This window comes from Centipeda infelix ATCC 43532, assembly GCF_000234095.1.
In the GTDB taxonomy this organism is placed as follows: domain Bacteria; phylum Bacillota; class Negativicutes; order Selenomonadales; family Selenomonadaceae; genus Centipeda; species Centipeda infelix.
This window is the reverse complement of record NZ_JH376799.1, coordinates 508,537-525,497: the sequence shown is the minus strand read 5'-3', so window position 1 is coordinate 525,497 and position 16,961 is coordinate 508,537. Positions and strand designations below refer to the sequence as shown.

General features: G+C 58.1%; 12 protein-coding genes. 9 read left to right on the top strand and 3 right to left on the bottom strand.

Annotated elements, in window-relative coordinates; genetic code table 11:
• Positions 1-25 precede the first annotated feature (25 nt).
• The 8 genes from HMPREF9334_RS08580 to HMPREF9334_RS08545 all read left to right on the top strand — a co-directional run bounded on the left by HMPREF9334_RS08580 (position 26) and on the right by HMPREF9334_RS08545 (position 12,945).
• Complete coding sequence (locus HMPREF9334_RS08580) at positions 26-2,746, top strand: O-linked N-acetylglucosamine transferase, SPINDLY family protein (protein WP_006693076.1); 2,721 nt, start codon at positions 26-28, stop codon at positions 2,744-2,746.
• On the top strand, positions 2,703-4,196 hold the full coding sequence (locus HMPREF9334_RS08575) for an O-linked N-acetylglucosamine transferase, SPINDLY family protein (protein WP_245535242.1): 1,494 nt from the start codon (positions 2,703-2,705) through the stop codon (positions 4,194-4,196). The genes HMPREF9334_RS08580 and HMPREF9334_RS08575 overlap by 44 nt, the downstream gene beginning before the upstream one ends.
• Entirely contained in the window at positions 4,183-5,067 is an 885-nt protein-coding gene (locus HMPREF9334_RS08570; RefSeq protein ID WP_006693074.1) for a tetratricopeptide repeat protein, read from the top strand. The genes HMPREF9334_RS08575 and HMPREF9334_RS08570 overlap by 14 nt, the downstream gene beginning before the upstream one ends.
• Positions 5,064-7,799, top strand: a complete 2,736-nt coding sequence (locus HMPREF9334_RS08565; protein WP_006693073.1) for a glycosyltransferase — start codon at positions 5,064-5,066, stop codon at positions 7,797-7,799. Before HMPREF9334_RS08570 ends, HMPREF9334_RS08565 begins: the two co-directional genes overlap by 4 nt.
• Positions 7,800-7,935: 136 nt before the next feature.
• Positions 7,936-8,136: a cold shock domain-containing protein gene (locus HMPREF9334_RS08560; protein ID WP_006693072.1), complete on the top strand. Its 201-nt coding sequence runs from the start codon at positions 7,936-7,938 to the stop codon at positions 8,134-8,136.
• Positions 8,137-8,322: 186 nt separating this feature from the next.
• A complete protein-coding gene (gene hpf / locus HMPREF9334_RS08555; RefSeq protein WP_006693071.1) occupies positions 8,323-8,868 on the top strand; it encodes a ribosome hibernation-promoting factor, HPF/YfiA family in 546 nt (181 codons plus the stop codon).
• Positions 8,869-8,967: 99 nt separating this feature from the next.
• Entirely contained in the window at positions 8,968-10,260 is a 1,293-nt protein-coding gene (locus HMPREF9334_RS08550; protein ID WP_006693070.1) for a PepSY-associated TM helix domain-containing protein, read from the top strand.
• Positions 10,261-10,278: 18 nt separating this feature from the next.
• On the top strand, positions 10,279-12,945 hold the full coding sequence (locus tag HMPREF9334_RS08545; protein ID WP_006693069.1) for a calcium-translocating P-type ATPase, PMCA-type: 2,667 nt from the start codon (positions 10,279-10,281) through the stop codon (positions 12,943-12,945).
• Between the two features lie 314 nt (positions 12,946-13,259).
• Here HMPREF9334_RS08545 and HMPREF9334_RS08540 read toward each other — a convergent pair whose 3' ends face one another.
• The 3 genes from HMPREF9334_RS08540 to HMPREF9334_RS08530 all read right to left on the bottom strand — a co-directional run bounded on the left by HMPREF9334_RS08540 (position 13,260) and on the right by HMPREF9334_RS08530 (position 15,807).
• A complete protein-coding gene (locus HMPREF9334_RS08540; protein ID WP_006693068.1) occupies positions 13,260-14,153 on the bottom strand; it encodes a radical SAM protein in 894 nt (297 codons plus the stop codon).
• Between the two features lie 135 nt (positions 14,154-14,288).
• Positions 14,289-15,056, bottom strand: coding sequence for a DeoR/GlpR family DNA-binding transcription regulator (locus tag HMPREF9334_RS08535; protein ID WP_006693067.1), 768 nt, complete (start codon positions 15,054-15,056; stop codon positions 14,289-14,291).
• A gap of 364 nt (positions 15,057-15,420) precedes the next feature.
• A complete protein-coding gene (locus HMPREF9334_RS08530; protein ID WP_006693066.1) occupies positions 15,421-15,807 on the bottom strand; it encodes a GtrA family protein in 387 nt (128 codons plus the stop codon).
• 91 nt (positions 15,808-15,898) lie between these two features.
• Between HMPREF9334_RS08530 and HMPREF9334_RS08525 the strand changes: the two genes are divergently transcribed.
• Entirely contained in the window at positions 15,899-16,945 is a 1,047-nt protein-coding gene (locus HMPREF9334_RS08525; protein WP_006693065.1) for an FAD:protein FMN transferase, read from the top strand.
• The last annotated feature ends 16 nt before the right edge of the window (positions 16,946-16,961 follow it).

Below are 16,961 nucleotides of genomic sequence, written 5' to 3'. Positions count from 1 at the left end.
AGGGAATTCTGTCAAGGGAGAGACGATGAAGAAAAAGAAAACAAAACACAAACGCATGGTGCAACAGGACGGACAACAGCAAAAAATCCGGCTCGGCTACATTGTCTCAGATTTCAGTGCGGCTTACACGCGGGACCTGCTCCCGATGTTCTTTGCCGCATATGATCGGCTGCGCTATGAACTCTATGTTTATCATACAGGCGACGTGAGCGGTGTCGAAATCTTCTCGCAGGAGGCGGTGCTGCGGGACATCGGAGGATGTACGGCGGAGGCGGCAGCAGAGCAGATCCGACGAGACCGCATCGATCTGCTTGTTGATCTCTCGCTCTGCGCACAGGATGAAACGGTGTGCGCCATCATGGCGCTGCGCCCTGCGGAGCACATCATCTCGCTTGCCGAGACATGCCCAACGGCGGGGGCCAGTGGACTTCCATGCGTTGAGGGCGTGGAAATTTTCCCCTGCTGTTGGAGTCCACATCAAGGCGCGTCAACGTCCTATACCTATCGAACGCCGCTGCTCGATACGGGCGTGCCGACGATCGGTGTGGCGGGAATACTGCCAAACGGCGGGACCAATGCACTGTTGGAGGCTCTTTCACATCTGCTGCCACAGCTGCCCGCCGTGCGGCTGATCCTGCCGGCGACGGTGTCAGCAGGGCTTTCGTCCGAGGATGTTGAGCGCATTGCGGCACTTGGGTCGGAGGCATCTTCCCTCGACCTTGTGGATGCGCTTCCCTACGATGAAATTGATGTATTGTTGGGCATTCATGTGGATCTCGTGGATGTCTGCGGTGCGGCAGATCACGGCGTGCCGCTTCTCACTGCACTGCCCTTTGTCTCGCACTATGCGGCGCACCTGTTGGAACAGCTCGGTCTGTCTGCGGCAGGAACGGTACAGGAGACCGCCACACAGATTTGTGCACTGTGCGCCGATCCCCCCCGTCTCGCGGAATATCATCAGCTCCTGCACTGGCGGCTCTTTGATCTCTCCGACGCAGGGAACATTATGTTCTCCGTGGAGCGTGCCTATGAGCGTGCTCTTGTGGGCGATTCATCAGAGTCCGCTCAGGCAGTTGCGGAGCAGCTCGCACAGGCTGCCGCGCGTGAGCATTGGAGCGCGGTTATCGCTGCGGCACATCGGCTGGACGGGTGGGAGAAGCTGCTGCCGGAGCAGCGCATGACGCTTGCTTGGGCATATTTCTTCTGCGACGCGCCGACCCTTGCGGGGCGTTGGGCACTGGCGGCTGAGGGGCTGCCGCGTGAGCGGGAGGGGGCACGGCTCTATCTCTCCTTCGTCAGTCCGACACCGCCCGGAACGCCGATGGAGTGCTATGCCCGCGCCCGCCATGGGCTTTCACAGATCGAGGACGGTCTGCCTGTCAATCCGGAGGTACATGCCGTACTGCTTAAGATCTGTGCGGACAATGGGACGTTTTCCTCGGAGCCGGAAGAGTCTTGGCGTTATGCACTGGCGTACGCACGAGAAGCGGGTACGCCGTTTATGCAGCGTGCCTACTATGGTGCAGCTCTTTTCAAACTCAATGCACTCGACCTGCCGGCGCGGGAGGTCTATGAAACGAGCCTCGGCTACGCGGAGCTGTTCCGCGACGTGCAGCCGTATACCCATCATGGGCGGCGGAAAAAGGACAAGATCCGCATCGGCTATATCTCCGGCGACTTCTGCGAGCATGTGATGCTGTACTTCGTTTGGCCGTTCCTCGCGGGCTTCGACAGCGATCAATTCGAGGTCTATGTCTACAACCTTGGAAAGCACGATCAATATTCGACATTTTTGCAAAGTCTTGTCACGGAGTGGCGCAATCTTTCAGATCATGCGCGTGACATGGAACGGATTGCACGCGAGATCCATGCGGACGAGGTCGATATTCTCTTCGACCTCGCGGGACATACGGCGGACTCGGGGCTAGCGGCATTCGCGTGGAAGCCCGCTCCCGTGCAGATCTCGGGGCTTGGCTACATGGCAACGACGGGGCTGCCCGCTGTGGATTACTTCGTGACCGACCGTTACTGTGATCCCGAGGGCAGCGGAAGTGAATCCATCTACGTCGAAAAATTACTGCGCCTGACGAGCCAATTCTGCTATAATGGATATACGAATCTGCCCGTCTCTACCGGAACGCCTGCACGCATGAAGGGGTACATACAGTTTGCCTCATTCAATCAGCATGCAAAGCTGCGGGACGATATGCTGCTGGCGTGGCGGGAGATCATGGAGCGTGTGCCGAACGCGTGGCTGTTGCTGAAAAACAAGGCATACGGGCGGCGCGGTGTGGTCGCAGCGCTGCAGGAACGTCTGCGGCGGCTCGGCTTTGACATGAACCGCGTCATGTTCGAGGTTGCGACGCGTGACTATATGCAGCGCTATCTCGATGTGGACATCGCGCTCGACACCTTCCCGTGGCCGGGCGGTGGGACGAGCTGCGATGCACTCTACATGGGCGTGCCTGTTGTCTCCTACTACACGGAGCGCCACAGTACGCGCTTTACTTACAGTCTGCTCGCGAACATGGGGCTTGCCGACCTTGCCTCCACAAAATTGGAGGACTATATCGCGACGGCAGTAGCACTTGCGGGCGATATCGACCTGTTGGATGCCCTGCACAGGGAACTGCGCACCCGCATGAAGGCATCACCCGTCATGGATCAGGAACGCTATATTCGTGAGATGGAGGACTGCTATCGTGCAATCTGGGCAGCATGGGAAGCACGTGAAGGGAGCGTTTGAACATGCTTTTGATGCTGTGCGTGCGGAGCTCGTGGCAGAGCATCCGGAATGTGCGCTCAGTCAGCTTCGTGCGATGGAGCAAAAGGGGCTGTTTCCTGCCGAACGTCAATGGGAGCTGCACGAGTTCATGGGGCAGATTCTCTTCTCCCTCTCCGATCTGAAGGCGGCACTGCCGCACCTGCAGCTGGCATGGGAACTGCCGCGTTCGGATCACGCGGCGCGGCTTGCCGCGCTGAGCAACTATCTGATGGATCTTCACTATGTCGACGGCCTCTCGGATGAGGAGCTGTGCGCGGCGCATCTGACATATGCCGTGCTGCTTGGCAGTGTGGAGCCGTTTACACACGCAAAGCGGCGGCGGGAGAAGCTGCGCATCGGGTATCTCACGCCGAGCCTCACAGATCACATTGTGCTGAACTTTGCAATCCAGCTCTTTGCTGCGTATGACCGTTCGTGCTTCGAGGTGTACCTCTATGATCTCGGCAGGCAGCAGAGTGATGTGATGGAGTGGGTGGCAGGGATGACCGATCACTACCACTGCTTCGCACAAGCTGCCGCTGAGGATGCAGCACGCCGCATTTATGCGGACGGGATCGACATCCTCTTTGATCTCGCGGGGCATACGGCGGGCGGAAAGACGCTGCAGATCGCGGCATATAAGCCCGCACCCGTGCAGATCTCGGGCATTGGCTACTTCAATACGACGGGGCTGCCCGCGATGGACTATGTTCTCGGCGATCCCATCGTCGATCCGCCGTCGATGGATGCTCTCTTTACCGAGCGCATCCTGCGTCTGCCGCACACGCATCTCTGCTTTACGCCGTCGGAGCGGTTTCGGGACTATGAGAACCTGCACCGCGTACCGCACGACCCGCCTGTGTTCGGGAGCTTTAACAACTTCTCGAAGATCACAGACGAGATGCTTCGCCTCTGGGGGGAGATTCTGGCAGCCGTGCCCCGTGCACGCCTTCTGCTCAAGAATGTTCATCCGAGCAGGGAAGCATTGTGCCGCATGCGCACGCGTGCAGAGCGTGCAGGCATTGACATGGAGCGGCTGGATCTGCGTCCCGGGACGCGGGAGTATCTCAGGGACTATCTGGAGGTGGACATCATCCTCGACACCTATCCCTATCAGGGCGGCGGGACAACCTGCGAGGCGCTCTTTATGGGGCTGCCCGTAGTGACAATGGCAGGGACGCGTCATGGGGCACGCTTTGGTGCGGGGCTCCTGCACAATGTGGGCCTTGCCGAGCTGGTCACAGAGGATTCTGCAGCATATACGGCATGTGCGGTGGGGCTTGCGTCCGACAGGGAACTGCTGACGGCACTGCACACGGCGATTCCACACATGATGCGTGCCTCCCCGCTGATGGATGGCAGAGGTTATGTTCGCGCCGTGGAGACGGCATACAAGATGATATGGGAGCGGTACCTCAATGAAGAAGCGTAAGCAAAACCGCGCCGAGCGTGCGCGCAGGAAACGTGCGCGGCGGGAAGAAAAACGACAAGCGAAAGGGACGATGACAATGGCAGAGAAGAAGATTGCAACGGTGGAGCAGATCCGTAGGCATATGGAGAAGAAGGAGTACGCGGGGGTCATCAATACGTTTGCCGATATGCTCGCGCAGGGCAATCCGCCCGAGGAGTGCTTCGGCGATGTGGCGCGCGCCTATTTCGAGCTCGGCGACTATACGCGTGCGGCGAACTGGGTGACGACCACTCTCTCCAAGGATGCGGGGAATGTGGAGGTGCGTATCCTCCTGGCACGGATCTGTCAGCGTGAAAAGCGCGGTGATGACGCTTTGAAACTCTTTGAGAATATTCTCAAGGTACATGCCAATGCTCTTTCCTATGAGCAGCGTGCGGAGATTGGACGGCTTGCGGGGCTTGACGCACGCCTTAATCCCGAGCGTACGCGGACGGCGTATCCGCATCTCGCGGCACTCCTCGGTATGGGCGAGCTGCCCGCACCGCAGACATCTGCTGCACTTGCCGTTGCTGCGCCGACGGCACCGCAGAGCACGGGAACTGCCGCAAGCAGTGCAGCGCAGCAGGCGGAGGAGATCCTTGCACAGACGATCCGACCGAAAGAAAAGGTGCGGGCATTGAACGCGTTCGCGGGCGCGGCGTACGTGGCGGATGACTATGCGGGGGCAAAGGAGCTCCTGATGGCTGCGCTGCGCCTTGACCCGGGCGCGGATGTGACGCTGCGGAACATGGCACTGCTCCTGCATGATATGGGGGAGAAGGACAAGGCCCTGCAGGTCGCTGCGAAGATGCGCAAGACGGACTTCATGCTGCTGCGTGTGCTGAAATCATGAGTGAACTCACGATCATCCTCGCTGCGAGCGAGGATCGGACGGATCTGCGCGAGACGGCGGAGGCGGCGGTATCCGCTGCCTCCGCTCTGCGCGTGGAGGTCGAGCTGCTCGTTCCCGCTGTGGAAAAAGAGGGAGAGATCCTGCGGAAGGAGCTGCACGGACTTGCGTGCCGTGTGCTGTCCTGCGTCGGGGAATCGCAGGCGGAGCGGTGGAATGCAGGGGCGGAATCCGCTGCAGCGAACACCCTGCTCTTTCTGCGGGAAGGTGTTATCCTTACGGCGGACGAGCTGGCAAAGATGCTGAAGACGCTCCGACTGGATGCGGCAATCGCCGCCGTCGGCCCCTTCTCCAATCGTACGGAATTTTCGTGGCAGTACATGAATGCGGAGGAGATGGCATCGCACGGCGAGGATGCGGCTGCGTGGGTACGCAGTCATCTGACGCAGCCGACGGACAGCCTGTTCCTCGAGGACTTTGCTCTGCTCGTGCGCCGCTCCGCCTTTCGGGCGGTGCAGGGATTTGACGAGGCATTTACGGGCGGCGGTGCGGATCTCGACCTCTCCTTCCGTCTCAAATACGAGGGCTTTCATCTCCTGCGTGCTCCCGTCTATTTCGCACATCGCAGAGCGGGGAACTGCGAGCTCTACGATCTTACACGCTCCGCGGCGCGTCCGCTCCTCATGGAGCGTTGGGGCATCGATATCGGCCTGCCCGAGACGATCCTGCAGGATACACTGGGCGCGATTGCATGGGCGCACGATCTCCCGCTCATCCGCGCGACGGCACGCGCGGCACTTCTGAGGACCCCGCTTGTCAGCATCATGATTCCGACGTACAACCGTCCGCACTATTTTCGAGAGACACTTGAGAGTGCGCTCACGCAGACCTATCCGAACGTCGAGGTAATCGTCTGCGACAACTCAACGGACGACCGTACAGAGGAATTGATGCGCTCGTATCGGGACGATGTGCGCGTGCGCTATATCCGCAACAAAGAGGCGAAGACGAAGGCGGAGAACTTTATGCCGTTTGAGTACCTCGCGCAGGGCGAGTACCTGCAGTGGTGCATGGACGATGACATCCTCCTGCCGGATAAGACGACGCGGATGGTCGATGCATTCCTCTCGGAATCGGATGTCACGCTTGTCACGTCGGTACGCGGTGTCATTGACGGAGACGGGGCGTATCTTGGACAGTGGGAGAATGCGCCGTCCGTTTTGGGTACCCATGGATGCCTTCGTGGATCGTTTGTCGGCTACATGACGCTTGCCAACTGCACCAATTTCTTGGGCGAGCCCTCCGCTGTCCTCTTTCGGCGGCGCGATCTCGTGCATCACTATTGGCGGGCGGAGTCACGCGGATACCTGACCATATCGGATTGTGCAATGTGGCTGGAGCTCCTCGAAAAGGGGAATGCCGTTGTATTCGGCAGACCGCTCAGCCTGTTTCGCGTGCACGGCGAACAGGAGGGGCAGAGCCCGGAGGCTCTTGTTCGCGCCGGGATTGAGTGGCAGCATCTGATTGAGGAATACTGGCGAAAACGTGTTTTTTTGACAGAAGAGAAAGAACATCAGGAAGCTCTGGCTGCATTGCAGGAGTTCCGTACGGGGGTTGTTGGCCTTCTCCCTCAGGTATCTCCTGAACTGCGGCGGGAATTTGAGACGGATATTCCCACACTCCATATCTTTTTGACAAACCGGTTAAATGGCTGTGCGCCGATCCGCGTCGATGCTCCGATTCAAAGACTTGTTTCGCGTGGAGATGTCTCGGTGAGCGGGTGCTCATGGGAAGAAAACGGTCCGATCGGGTTGGAGGAGATTGGGGTTCTGCATAACAGCATGATCCTCATGGAACGAGCCATCCTGGCGTGCACGGAACATACATGCCGTACGATAGCATCGCATACGGGGCGTGGCAATATCCTGCTGCAGGAAATTGACGATCACCCGATCATTTCAGAGAAAATTGTGCAGGATGACTACTTCACCTTCCGTGCCGTTTCCGCCGTGCAGACGTCAACGAAGTATCTCGCGGACTTCCTGCGGCAGTATAATCCGTATGTCTATCTCTTCGAGAATCAGCTTGCGGAGCTGCCCGCGCAGCGAAGCTATGATATGCCGAGCGACCGTGTGACAATCTTTTTCGGCGCGCTGAACCGCCGTCCGGACTGGGAACCGCTGATGCCCGCGATCAACGAGGCGATCCGCCGCTATGGCGACCGTCTGTATTTCCGTGTGGTTTCCGATCATGGATTCTACCAAGAGCTCCAAACCGAGGCAAAGGTGTTCTCGGGAGGAATGAAGGATGGCTTCATTGTTGCCCCGTATGATCGATATATGGAAGAACTGCACGCCTCGGACATCGCCCTCCTGCCGCTGAACGACACAGAGTTCAACCGTGCCAAGTCCGATCTGAAGTTCATCGAGGCGGCGGGCAACGGTGCTGCGGTGCTTGCCTCCCCGACCGTCTACGCGGGCAGTGTGCGCGACGGAGAGACGGGGCTGATCTTCCGCAGCCCCAAGGAGTTTGCGCAGAAACTCAATCTCCTCATCAAACGTGCCGACCTTCGCCGCACGCTCGCAGAGAATGCGTACCGCTATGTGGCAGAACATCGCCTCCTTGCGCAGCATCTGGATGACTACATCGCCGCCTATCGCGAGATGTTTGCACGGCGTGAGGAGCTCGAGCGCGAACGCCTCCAACGCGTTGAGAAGTTTTTCCCGCAGTGCTGACAAATGTTTTCCTCTCGTTTGGGGATAGACCATTGACAGTAAATCATACGGCTCTTATAATAAGAAGAAGCATACGTGCGAGATTGGAGAATCCTGCCTGCGGCGGGATTTCTCTCTCAATGAAAGGAGAGCCGATATGACGGGCAAAGTGAAATGGTTCAGCGCGGACAAAGGATATGGCTTCATCTCCCGCGCAGACGGCGATGATGTATTCGTCCATTTTTCCTCGATCCAGGGCGAGGGATACAAGACCCTCAGCGAAGGACAGGAAGTCGAGTTCGACATTGTCGAAGGCGCACGCGGGCCCCAGGCGGACAACGTCGTCAAAAAGGAATAACTGTAAAGGTTTGAAAAGCCCGGCTTACACAGCGGGCTTTTTCATTTGCGCAAATACACATGGAAAAATCAGAATTTAGGGAAAGTACAATTCTTTTGCAGGTTTTTTTCGGTCTGTGTCGAAATACTATAGACAAAGGGGGAGCGGAAAAAGTACGCTCCCGTGAATAGAAAGGAGCTGTGTTTCATGGCTGCATTCACGATTCGGGGAAAGAATGTTGAGGTTACACCGGCGCTGCGCGACTACGTGGAGAAGCGGGTCGGCAAGATTACAAAGTACTTCGAGAATGTCGGCGAGATCTCGGTACTGCTCTCGGTGGAGGGGAAACATCACAAGGTAGAGGTTACGGCTCCCATCGTGCGCGGCGTGCTGCTGCGCGGCGAGGAGCGTTCGGAGGATATGTACAGCTCCATCGATCTCGTGATCGAGAAGCTGGAGCGGCAGATTCGCAAGCAGAAGACGAAGCTGGAGCGTCGTTTCCGTCACGGCGGGTTCAAGGCAGAGGCGGTTGAGACCTTTGTTCAGCCCGTGCCGGAGGAGGATGATGTCTTCCCCGTCGTCAAGACGAAGCGCTTTGCCTTGCAGCCGATGGATGTGCAGGAGGCGATCATGCAGATGAATCTGCTGAACCATCATTTCTTTGTATTCCGCAACGCGGAGACGGAGGAGGTCAATGTGGTTTACGGACGAAATGATGGAAAGTATGCCCTGATCGAGGTCGAAGAGGGCTGATTTAAGAGATTGGGGGACGGTTGCGCATTTACGGTGCGCAGCCGTCCTCTTTTGTGTTATGATAGGGGACGGTAATCTTTGCGTATGGAGGGGCAATCAATGCGAAAAATCTATGTTATTCATCAGTGGGTGAGCCTTGTCTGCGCGCTCTTTTTGCTGCTGCTGACCCTAACGGGGCTGCCGCTGCTCTTTCGCGGGGAGATCAACGCGTGGAACACGCTGAATCTGCCGCCGCGCGGGGAGCCTATGGCTCTGCGTGAGATCTGGGCGGGTCTGCCGCAGGGGACAGAAGCCGTGATGCAGGCGTTCCCGACAAAGGAGATTCTGGCGGTCACACCGGATGGAGAGGACGGGACACTCTACTTTCTCGTCAAGGATCGCGGCGGAAAGGCCGGGCGCTCCCATATGCGCATGGGCGGAGAGCAGATCATGTACGAGGTGCGCACGGGTACGGTCTTCAACCGACAGGAGCGTGTCTACCGTTCCGAGGCGGTGCAGGAGTTCATGCACACAATGCATATTCTGCACGTCCGGCTGGGGCTGGAGGAGGGCGGCCGCGACTTTCTCGCCGCGATGTGCGTGCTCTCCGTGATCTCTATCGTGAGCGGTGTTTATCTCTATCTGCCGATGATGAAAACGCTCGCTTTTGGCACACGGCGGAGGCGGAGCAGCCGACTGTTCTGGTCGGACTGGCATAAGCTCACGTCAGTCTTTGCGGGCACATGGGCTGCCATCATGTGCGTGAGCGGCGTTTTTATCGTTCTTTACTCCGTCGGCATGCGGGACTATCAGCGCACGGCGCAGGAGCTTGCGGCAGAGCATTTTGCAGCAGAGGCGCAGCGTGCGGAGCGGATTCTGCCCGAGGATGCCCTTGTGCGGATAGAGGAGGCGTTTCCCGGAAAGGATGTCATTTCCATGCGGCTGCCCACGGCACATCAGGATTTCTATCAGTTCCAGATTGCAGAGCCGACGGTACGTGCGACGGATTTTGCACTGGGGACGCAGGTCTATCTTGCAGCGGGCGGCGGAGAGCCGTTCTCTGTGCCCGTGCCCGCATGGCTGACGATGGCGCCGTTCTTTTTGAATCTGCACATCCACAACCATGAGCTGACGGCGGAAAAAGTATTCTGGGCACTGCTCATCCTCATGACGGCGGCGATGATCGTCACGGGAATTGTACTCTGGCTGACGCGCTGGCAGAGTCGCATCTCCAAAGCTGTGGAGGCTGCGGCGAAGAGACGGACCAATGCTGCATGGGAGGAGCTCGTACGTATCGCTGTGCTCACCTTGATCGTATTGATTGCACCGATGTATGGCAGTCTCGGGGATGGGATTGCTCTCGCCGTCAGTGCCTATCTCGTCTATTACTTTGTTCGTGCAGTGCGTGGCTGAGGGGAAAGGGGAACATTCTTGAAATTTGCGGGACTGACATCGGCGGAGGCGGAGGCGTCGCGTCTGAAATATGGTGCGAACACGATTCCGGAGCCTGCGTGGACGACGTTCGGGCAGGCGTTCATGGAGACGTTTCGCGATCCGATGATCCGCATCCTGCTCGCCATGGTCGCGCTCATGATTGCCATGTATTTTGCAGGACATGCGGAGATCTATGAGCCGGTGGGGACGATCGTGACCGTCATTATCGTCGCAACGGTGACGGCGCGGACGAATGTCGCGAGCGATACGGAGTACCGCGCCCTGCGTGCACGTACGGCAAAGGACACGGCGAAGGTCTGTCGCGACGGCGGGCTGGTCGTTCTGCCCGTGGATGAGATTGTGGTCGGCGATCATGTCATCTTGCAGGGCGGCAACAAGATTCCTGCGGACGGAATGCTGGTCGCGGGAGAACTCCGCGTGAATAATACGGCACTCAACGGGGAGACGGAGGAGTGTCCGAAGACACCCGCAGACAGCCATTATGTATTTCCCGCCGAGATTACGGGCGACACCTTCGTGGACGATGCGACCCTCTTTCGCGGGAGCGTGGTCTTTGACGGCGAGGGCGTGATGGAGGTGCGCCGCGTCGGCATGCAGACGATGATGGGGCGGATGACGGCGGAGATGCAGGCGCGTGAGCCGGACTCCCCCCTGCAGGTGAAGCTCGCGAAGCTCGCCGATCAGATCTCGGCGTTCGGCTATCTCTCGGGGCTTGTCATCATTTCGCTCTACATGATGTTCTTTGCCCTGCGTGCGGGCGGCCTGGAGGCATATGTCATGCTCGGGTGGAGTCAGATTCTCGTGGATCTGATTCAGGCAGTCTCGCTCGCGATCCTCATCATCGTCTGCGCCGTGCCCGAGGGGTTGCCGCTCATGATCTCGTTCGTGCTGATGCAGAATACGAGCCGGATGCTCGCACGCGGTGTCCTCGTGCGCCGCGCGGTCGGTATCGAGACGGCGGGGTCGCTGAACATTCTCTTCAGTGACAAGACAGGCACGATCACGGGCGGACAGCTTGAGGTGGTGGACTTCTTTACGGCGGATGGAAAGGTTCTCGGCGCGCTCACGGAGCATCCTGTGCTCCACGAAAAGCTGAAACTCGCGATCGGCATGAACTCCGCCGCCATGTATGACGAGGCGGGCGCGGTGGTCGGCGGAAATCCGACCGATCAGGCGGTCATGCGCTTTCTCGGTGCAGAAATATACCGTGCGATGCAGATCAATGAAAACTACCGCGTGGGACATCGCCAGACATTTAACTCCACCAATAAATTCAGTCAGGCGGAGCTGCCCGCACGCGGCACGGTCGTCTACAAGGGGGCACCCGAGGCGCTGCTGGCACGGGCGAAATACGCGCTTGCACAGGATGGGGCGATCGTTCCCTTTGATGCAGATGCGCTGAACGAAAAAATAAACGCCTATGCCGCGCGTGCGATGCGCGTCTTGGCATTCGGGTATTCGGAGCAGCCCTTTCAAAAGAATGCAATCAATACGGATGTCGTGCTCATCGGACTTGCTGCGATTCGTGACGATGTGCGCCCCGAGGCGCGTGAGGCAATCACGGAGGTACAGGCGGCGGGCGTGCAGGTCGTCATGGTGACGGGTGATCGCCGCGAGACCGCCGTTGCAATTGCCCGCGACGCGGGGCTGCTGCGTGCGGACGGCGACCTCGTGCTCACGAGCAGCGACCTCGCCCAGATGCGGGATGAGGAGGTACAGCGTGTCCTGCCGCAGCTGCGCGTCATTGCACGCGCACTGCCGACGGACAAGTCGCGCATCGTGCGTCTCTCGCAGAAGATGAACCTCGTCGTCGGCATGACGGGCGATGGTGTGAACGACTCGCCGGCACTCCGCCGCGCCGATGTCGGCTTTGCGATGGGCAGCGGGACGGAGGCGGCGCGGGATGCGGGGGATATCGTCATCCTCGACGACAATTTCCGCTCCATCAAGGATGCGATTCTCTACGGACGCACGATCTACAACAATATCTTGAAGTTTTGCCGCTTCCAGCTCGTCATCAACATCGCGGCGGTGGTTGTCAGTGCCATTGCACCGTTCTTTGGCATCATCGAGCCGCTGCGCGTGACGCATCTCCTCTTTATCAACCTCGTCATGGACAGCCTCGGTGCGATCATGCTCGGCAACGAGCCGGCGCATGAGAGCTATATGCACGAGAAGCCGCGCCGTCGCGACGCGAGCATCATCAGCCCCGCGATGAGCGTGCAGATTGTCTGCATGGGGACGTGGCTTGTCCTCCTAAGCTTCTTCTTTTTGACGGATGCACGCATCGCTGCCGTCTTTGACGGGAAGGCGGAGCACTATACGGCGTACTTCCTGCTCTTCGTCCTCGCCTCGCTCATGAACGGCTTCAACGTGCGTTCTACGGGCTTCGGCATCTTCCGGGGGCTCAGTGAGAACATCGGCTTTGTCAAAGTATGGGCGATGATTGTCCTCATCATGGCGGCAATCATCAATGCGCCCTATCTCCCGCACGATGTCGGCGCATGGATCGGCGGGATGTTCAGCTGCACACCGATTCACGCGGGCGGCTGGGCACTGGTCTTCCTCCTTGCCGCGACCATGATCCCTGCGGATCTGCTGAGAAAGGCAGTGTGGAAGGGGCTTGTGCGGGCGAGAGGGTGAATGAAAAGGGAGGAATGGTGTAAGAAAAAGTGGAGCAAGTCCCTCGCAGAACCCTCGTTACGCAAGCGGTCGGACACTTATCTGCCTAAATACCTGCGGATTCCAAACGCGCTTCGCTTGAACGGTCAAAATCCGCAGGGGGCAGAACGTGTCCTTTGTTCCGCTTGCTCCACTAGGGTTTGCTACGGGACATTGCTCCGTGCAACGGTACGTATAGCCCTTCCCTTGCTGAGGCGGGGAAATGCGCAAGCGGTGACGGGGGCTTTGAGGGGTTTGGGTGTAACGAGAGGGGGGGCCGCGCTATTAAACAAAACTTACACAAAATCCGGCACATACTGCACCCCTACCGCCTCCGTACCCTGCACATAGACGCGTTCCATCCCGAGCTCACGTGCCGCCGTGACCACACTCTCATACTCAAACGTTGTGAGCCGCCGATGCAGCGGCGGGAACTCGGCTGCGCGGTAGAGCGGTGTGTACTGCCGCATCAGACTGAGCTGAATCGCATCGCCGAACTCCGCCCACAGCCGCCGCACGAGCGCGATGCTCTCGTGGCGGTGTCCCGGCAGCACGAGATGGCGTACGAGCACACCGCTGAGAAGCCGTCCGTCGGGCGTGAACCGCACGCTGCCAACCTGCGCGACCATTGCCGCAAGGGCATCCCATACCACTGCTGCATAATCGGGCGCACACGAATAGAGCCGTCCGCTCTCCTCTGCTGCATACTTCAGATCGGGCAGGTAGATGTCCACCGCACCCGCAAGGCGTGTGATGTTCTCGGTCGTCTCATAGCCACTCGTGTTCCAGACCACGGGGAGCGTCAGCCCATCTGCCCTTGCCTGTGTGAGCGCGGCGAGAATCTGCGGCGTATAGTGCGTCGGGGTCACAAGATCGAGCGTCGCTGCACCCTCCCGCTCAAGGGAACGGAAACGTGCGGCAAGCGCGTCCTCGCTTATCTCCGTGCCGCTGCCTTCATGACTGATCGCATGATTCTGACAGTAAATGCAGCGCAGTGTGCAGTGGGCGAAGAAGACCGCACCTGCCCCATGTGTACCGACGAGACACGGTTCTTCCCATGTGTGCAGCATCGTGCGTGCTACGCGCACCGTACGACCCGCGCCGCAGAATCCGCGTGCGCCCGCATTCCGATTCACACCGCAGCGACGTGGACAGAGCGTGCAGTGCGCGAGAAGATCCTCCACATCCATTCCCCCCTTATGGAATCGCTGAATTTATCAGTGGTTCCATTATATTTTCGCACAAGAAAACCGAGACGGCAAGTGTAGTGACCGTCTCGGTTTTTATTTCCGACGATTTAATTCAGATGAGATTACGTTGCATTGTTACGGCAGTATGATCTCGACACCCAGTTCCGCCGCAGCCGCGCGGATGTCCGAAGGTGGTTCCGTATCCGTCACGAGCCCTGCGAGCGCGTTGAGCGGGGTGAAGTCATAGTTGCCGTCCGTTGAGAGCTTGCGTGCCTCTGCCACAACATAGGCACGTTTGCTGCGTGCGATGATGCGCGCCTTGTTCAGACCATCGTCGATGTCGTAGGTGGACACGCTGTTGCCCTTGACATCCACGCCGACCGCGCCGACAAATGCAATGTCGGGCTTGAGTCTGCTGATGAAGTCCTGCGTCATGCCGCCCCAGAATCCATCGCGTCCGCGATTGATCTGTCCGCCTGCAAAGATCAGCTCAATGCGGGGATTGCGTGCAAGTACGCCGAGCACATCGACCATATTCGTCACAACCGTCAGATCGCGATCACTCTTCATGAGAAGCTCGGCAATTGCAAGATTGCTCGTCGAGACATCCAGGAAGACCATGTCCTTGTCCTGAATGAGGGAGACAGCGGCCTGCGCGATGCGGCGTTTTGCCTCGATATCCATGTGACGATGGCGACTGACCTCGATCATGTGAACACTCTGCGTCAGTTTCACGGCGCCGCCATAGGTGCGTTTCAGTCGTCCCTGCCGCTCGAGTGACCCCAGATCCTTGCGGATGCAGTCCTCGGTGACCTTGAATTTGGCGCTGAGCTCTTTGACCTTGACTTTGCCGTCACGCTCCACCATGCGGACGATGAGCTCTTGGCGCTCCTCCAGAAACATGATATTCACTCCCTTTACGCAGATGAAATTGACAATGCTCACATATCTGCGGTCAATGAGCCGTCCATCCTTTTTTTTTCAGTGTACCGCATAATTGCAAAAATAGCAAGACAATTTTATCTATTGAAGCAAATTTATAAGAGTGAATTCATTCCTTATATTCTATTATAATAGACAATATCCTCTTTTTGCGCCAATTAAATTATAATTATACGCAAATAACATGAAAAATCGCATACAAATTGTTTCGCCCTGCACCCGAAATTATAGCATTTTTGAAATTTTCGACGGAGCTCGTCTGCTTTGCATCGATTTTGTAATGCCTGTGTGCTTGCAACGTGCGTATGAAGTTGTTAGAATGGATTCATCTTCCGAGAACAGCGCGGCGCTTGAGGATGTAGTTCCACACCATGACGATGCCGGCAGCAACCAGCTTTGCAATCATGTAATAAATCCCTGCGATGTCGACGAGTACCCACATGAGTAATTGGTTGAGCCCGAGTCCCGCGATGCTTGAACCGAAGAAGAGGATCTTCATGCGGCGCGTCTGTGCATTTGCCCCGCGAAAGACGCAGACAAGGCAGAGCCAGTAGTTGACAAAGACGGAGACGGTGAAGGAGATCCCCGCCGAGAGGAGGTAGTGGAGTCCGCCATACTCGGTGAGGATGTAGAGCAGACCGTAATCAAGCACGAAGCACGCGCCGCCGACGAGGACGAAGCGGGCGATTTCGTAGAGTCTGGAATGCGGCATAGAGCACCTCGCATCGTTTTTGTGTATGTTGTACCGTACGCATTCCACGCGAACGGTACGGCTTTCATTGTCCTCTTTGAAAGGAATAGATATGATAAAAAGATTCTTCACGATATATAAATTTCCTGCTGTACTGATGTTTTGTATTTCAATGCTTCTCAGCGGATGCGGAGGAAATGGCGCGGTGACCGCAGAGGAGACAAAGCTCGTCATGGGAACGGTGGCGCGGCTCACGGTGCGCGCGGATGAGATCACGTCGCAGGCGGCTCTGAGCGACGGGCTTGCCGTGCTCGCGCAGACGGAGCGAGATGCGGACGGGGCGGCGATTGCCGAACTTGAGGCTGCGGCAGGTACGGGGACATGGACGGAGGTGTCGCCCGCGCTCTATGAGACGCTGACCCTCGCGCAGGAGATCTCTCGCCGCTCGAATGGCGCGTTCGATGTGACAGCAGGTGCACTGACGGAGCTGTGGGAGCGGGCGCGCACGGAGAAATTGCCGCCGTCTGCGGAGAAGGTCGCTGCGGCGCGTTCGCATGTGGGTTATGAGGCCCTCGAATTGCGTGCGATGGAGGAGGGCGGCCAGACGAGATGCGAAGCACGTCTGATGAAAGCAGGGATGAAGATTGATCGTGGGGCACTCATCAAGGGGCTGGCACTTGACGGCATCCACAGCACATGGCAAAATGCAGACATCAAAAACGCGCTCGCCGATCTCGGCACGAGTTCGATTCTCGGCATGGGGGTGAACGAGGCGGGAGAGCCCTGGCAGATTGGCATTCGTAATCCGCGCGGCGAGAGAGCGGGGGATGCACTCGCTGTTCTTCCCCTTTCCAATGAAGTCCTCTCGGCATCGGGGGATGATGAGCGGTTCTTTCTCTATGAGGGGCGGCGGTATCATCACCTCATCGACCCGCGCACAGGCTATCCTGCAGAGACAGGGCTCGCTTCGGTGGTGGTGACACTGCCATTGAGGGGTGATGATTTGCCCGCATGGCGGGGACATATGGGGCTGCTCTCGGATATGCTTTCAACGGCGATCTTTGTCCTTGGCGCAGAGGAGGGGCGGAAGCTGCTTGCGGACTTTCCACCCGCACTTGTCATTCTCATCGGGACAGATGGGAGAGTCATAGGGGAGTGAAAAACGCATACAAAAA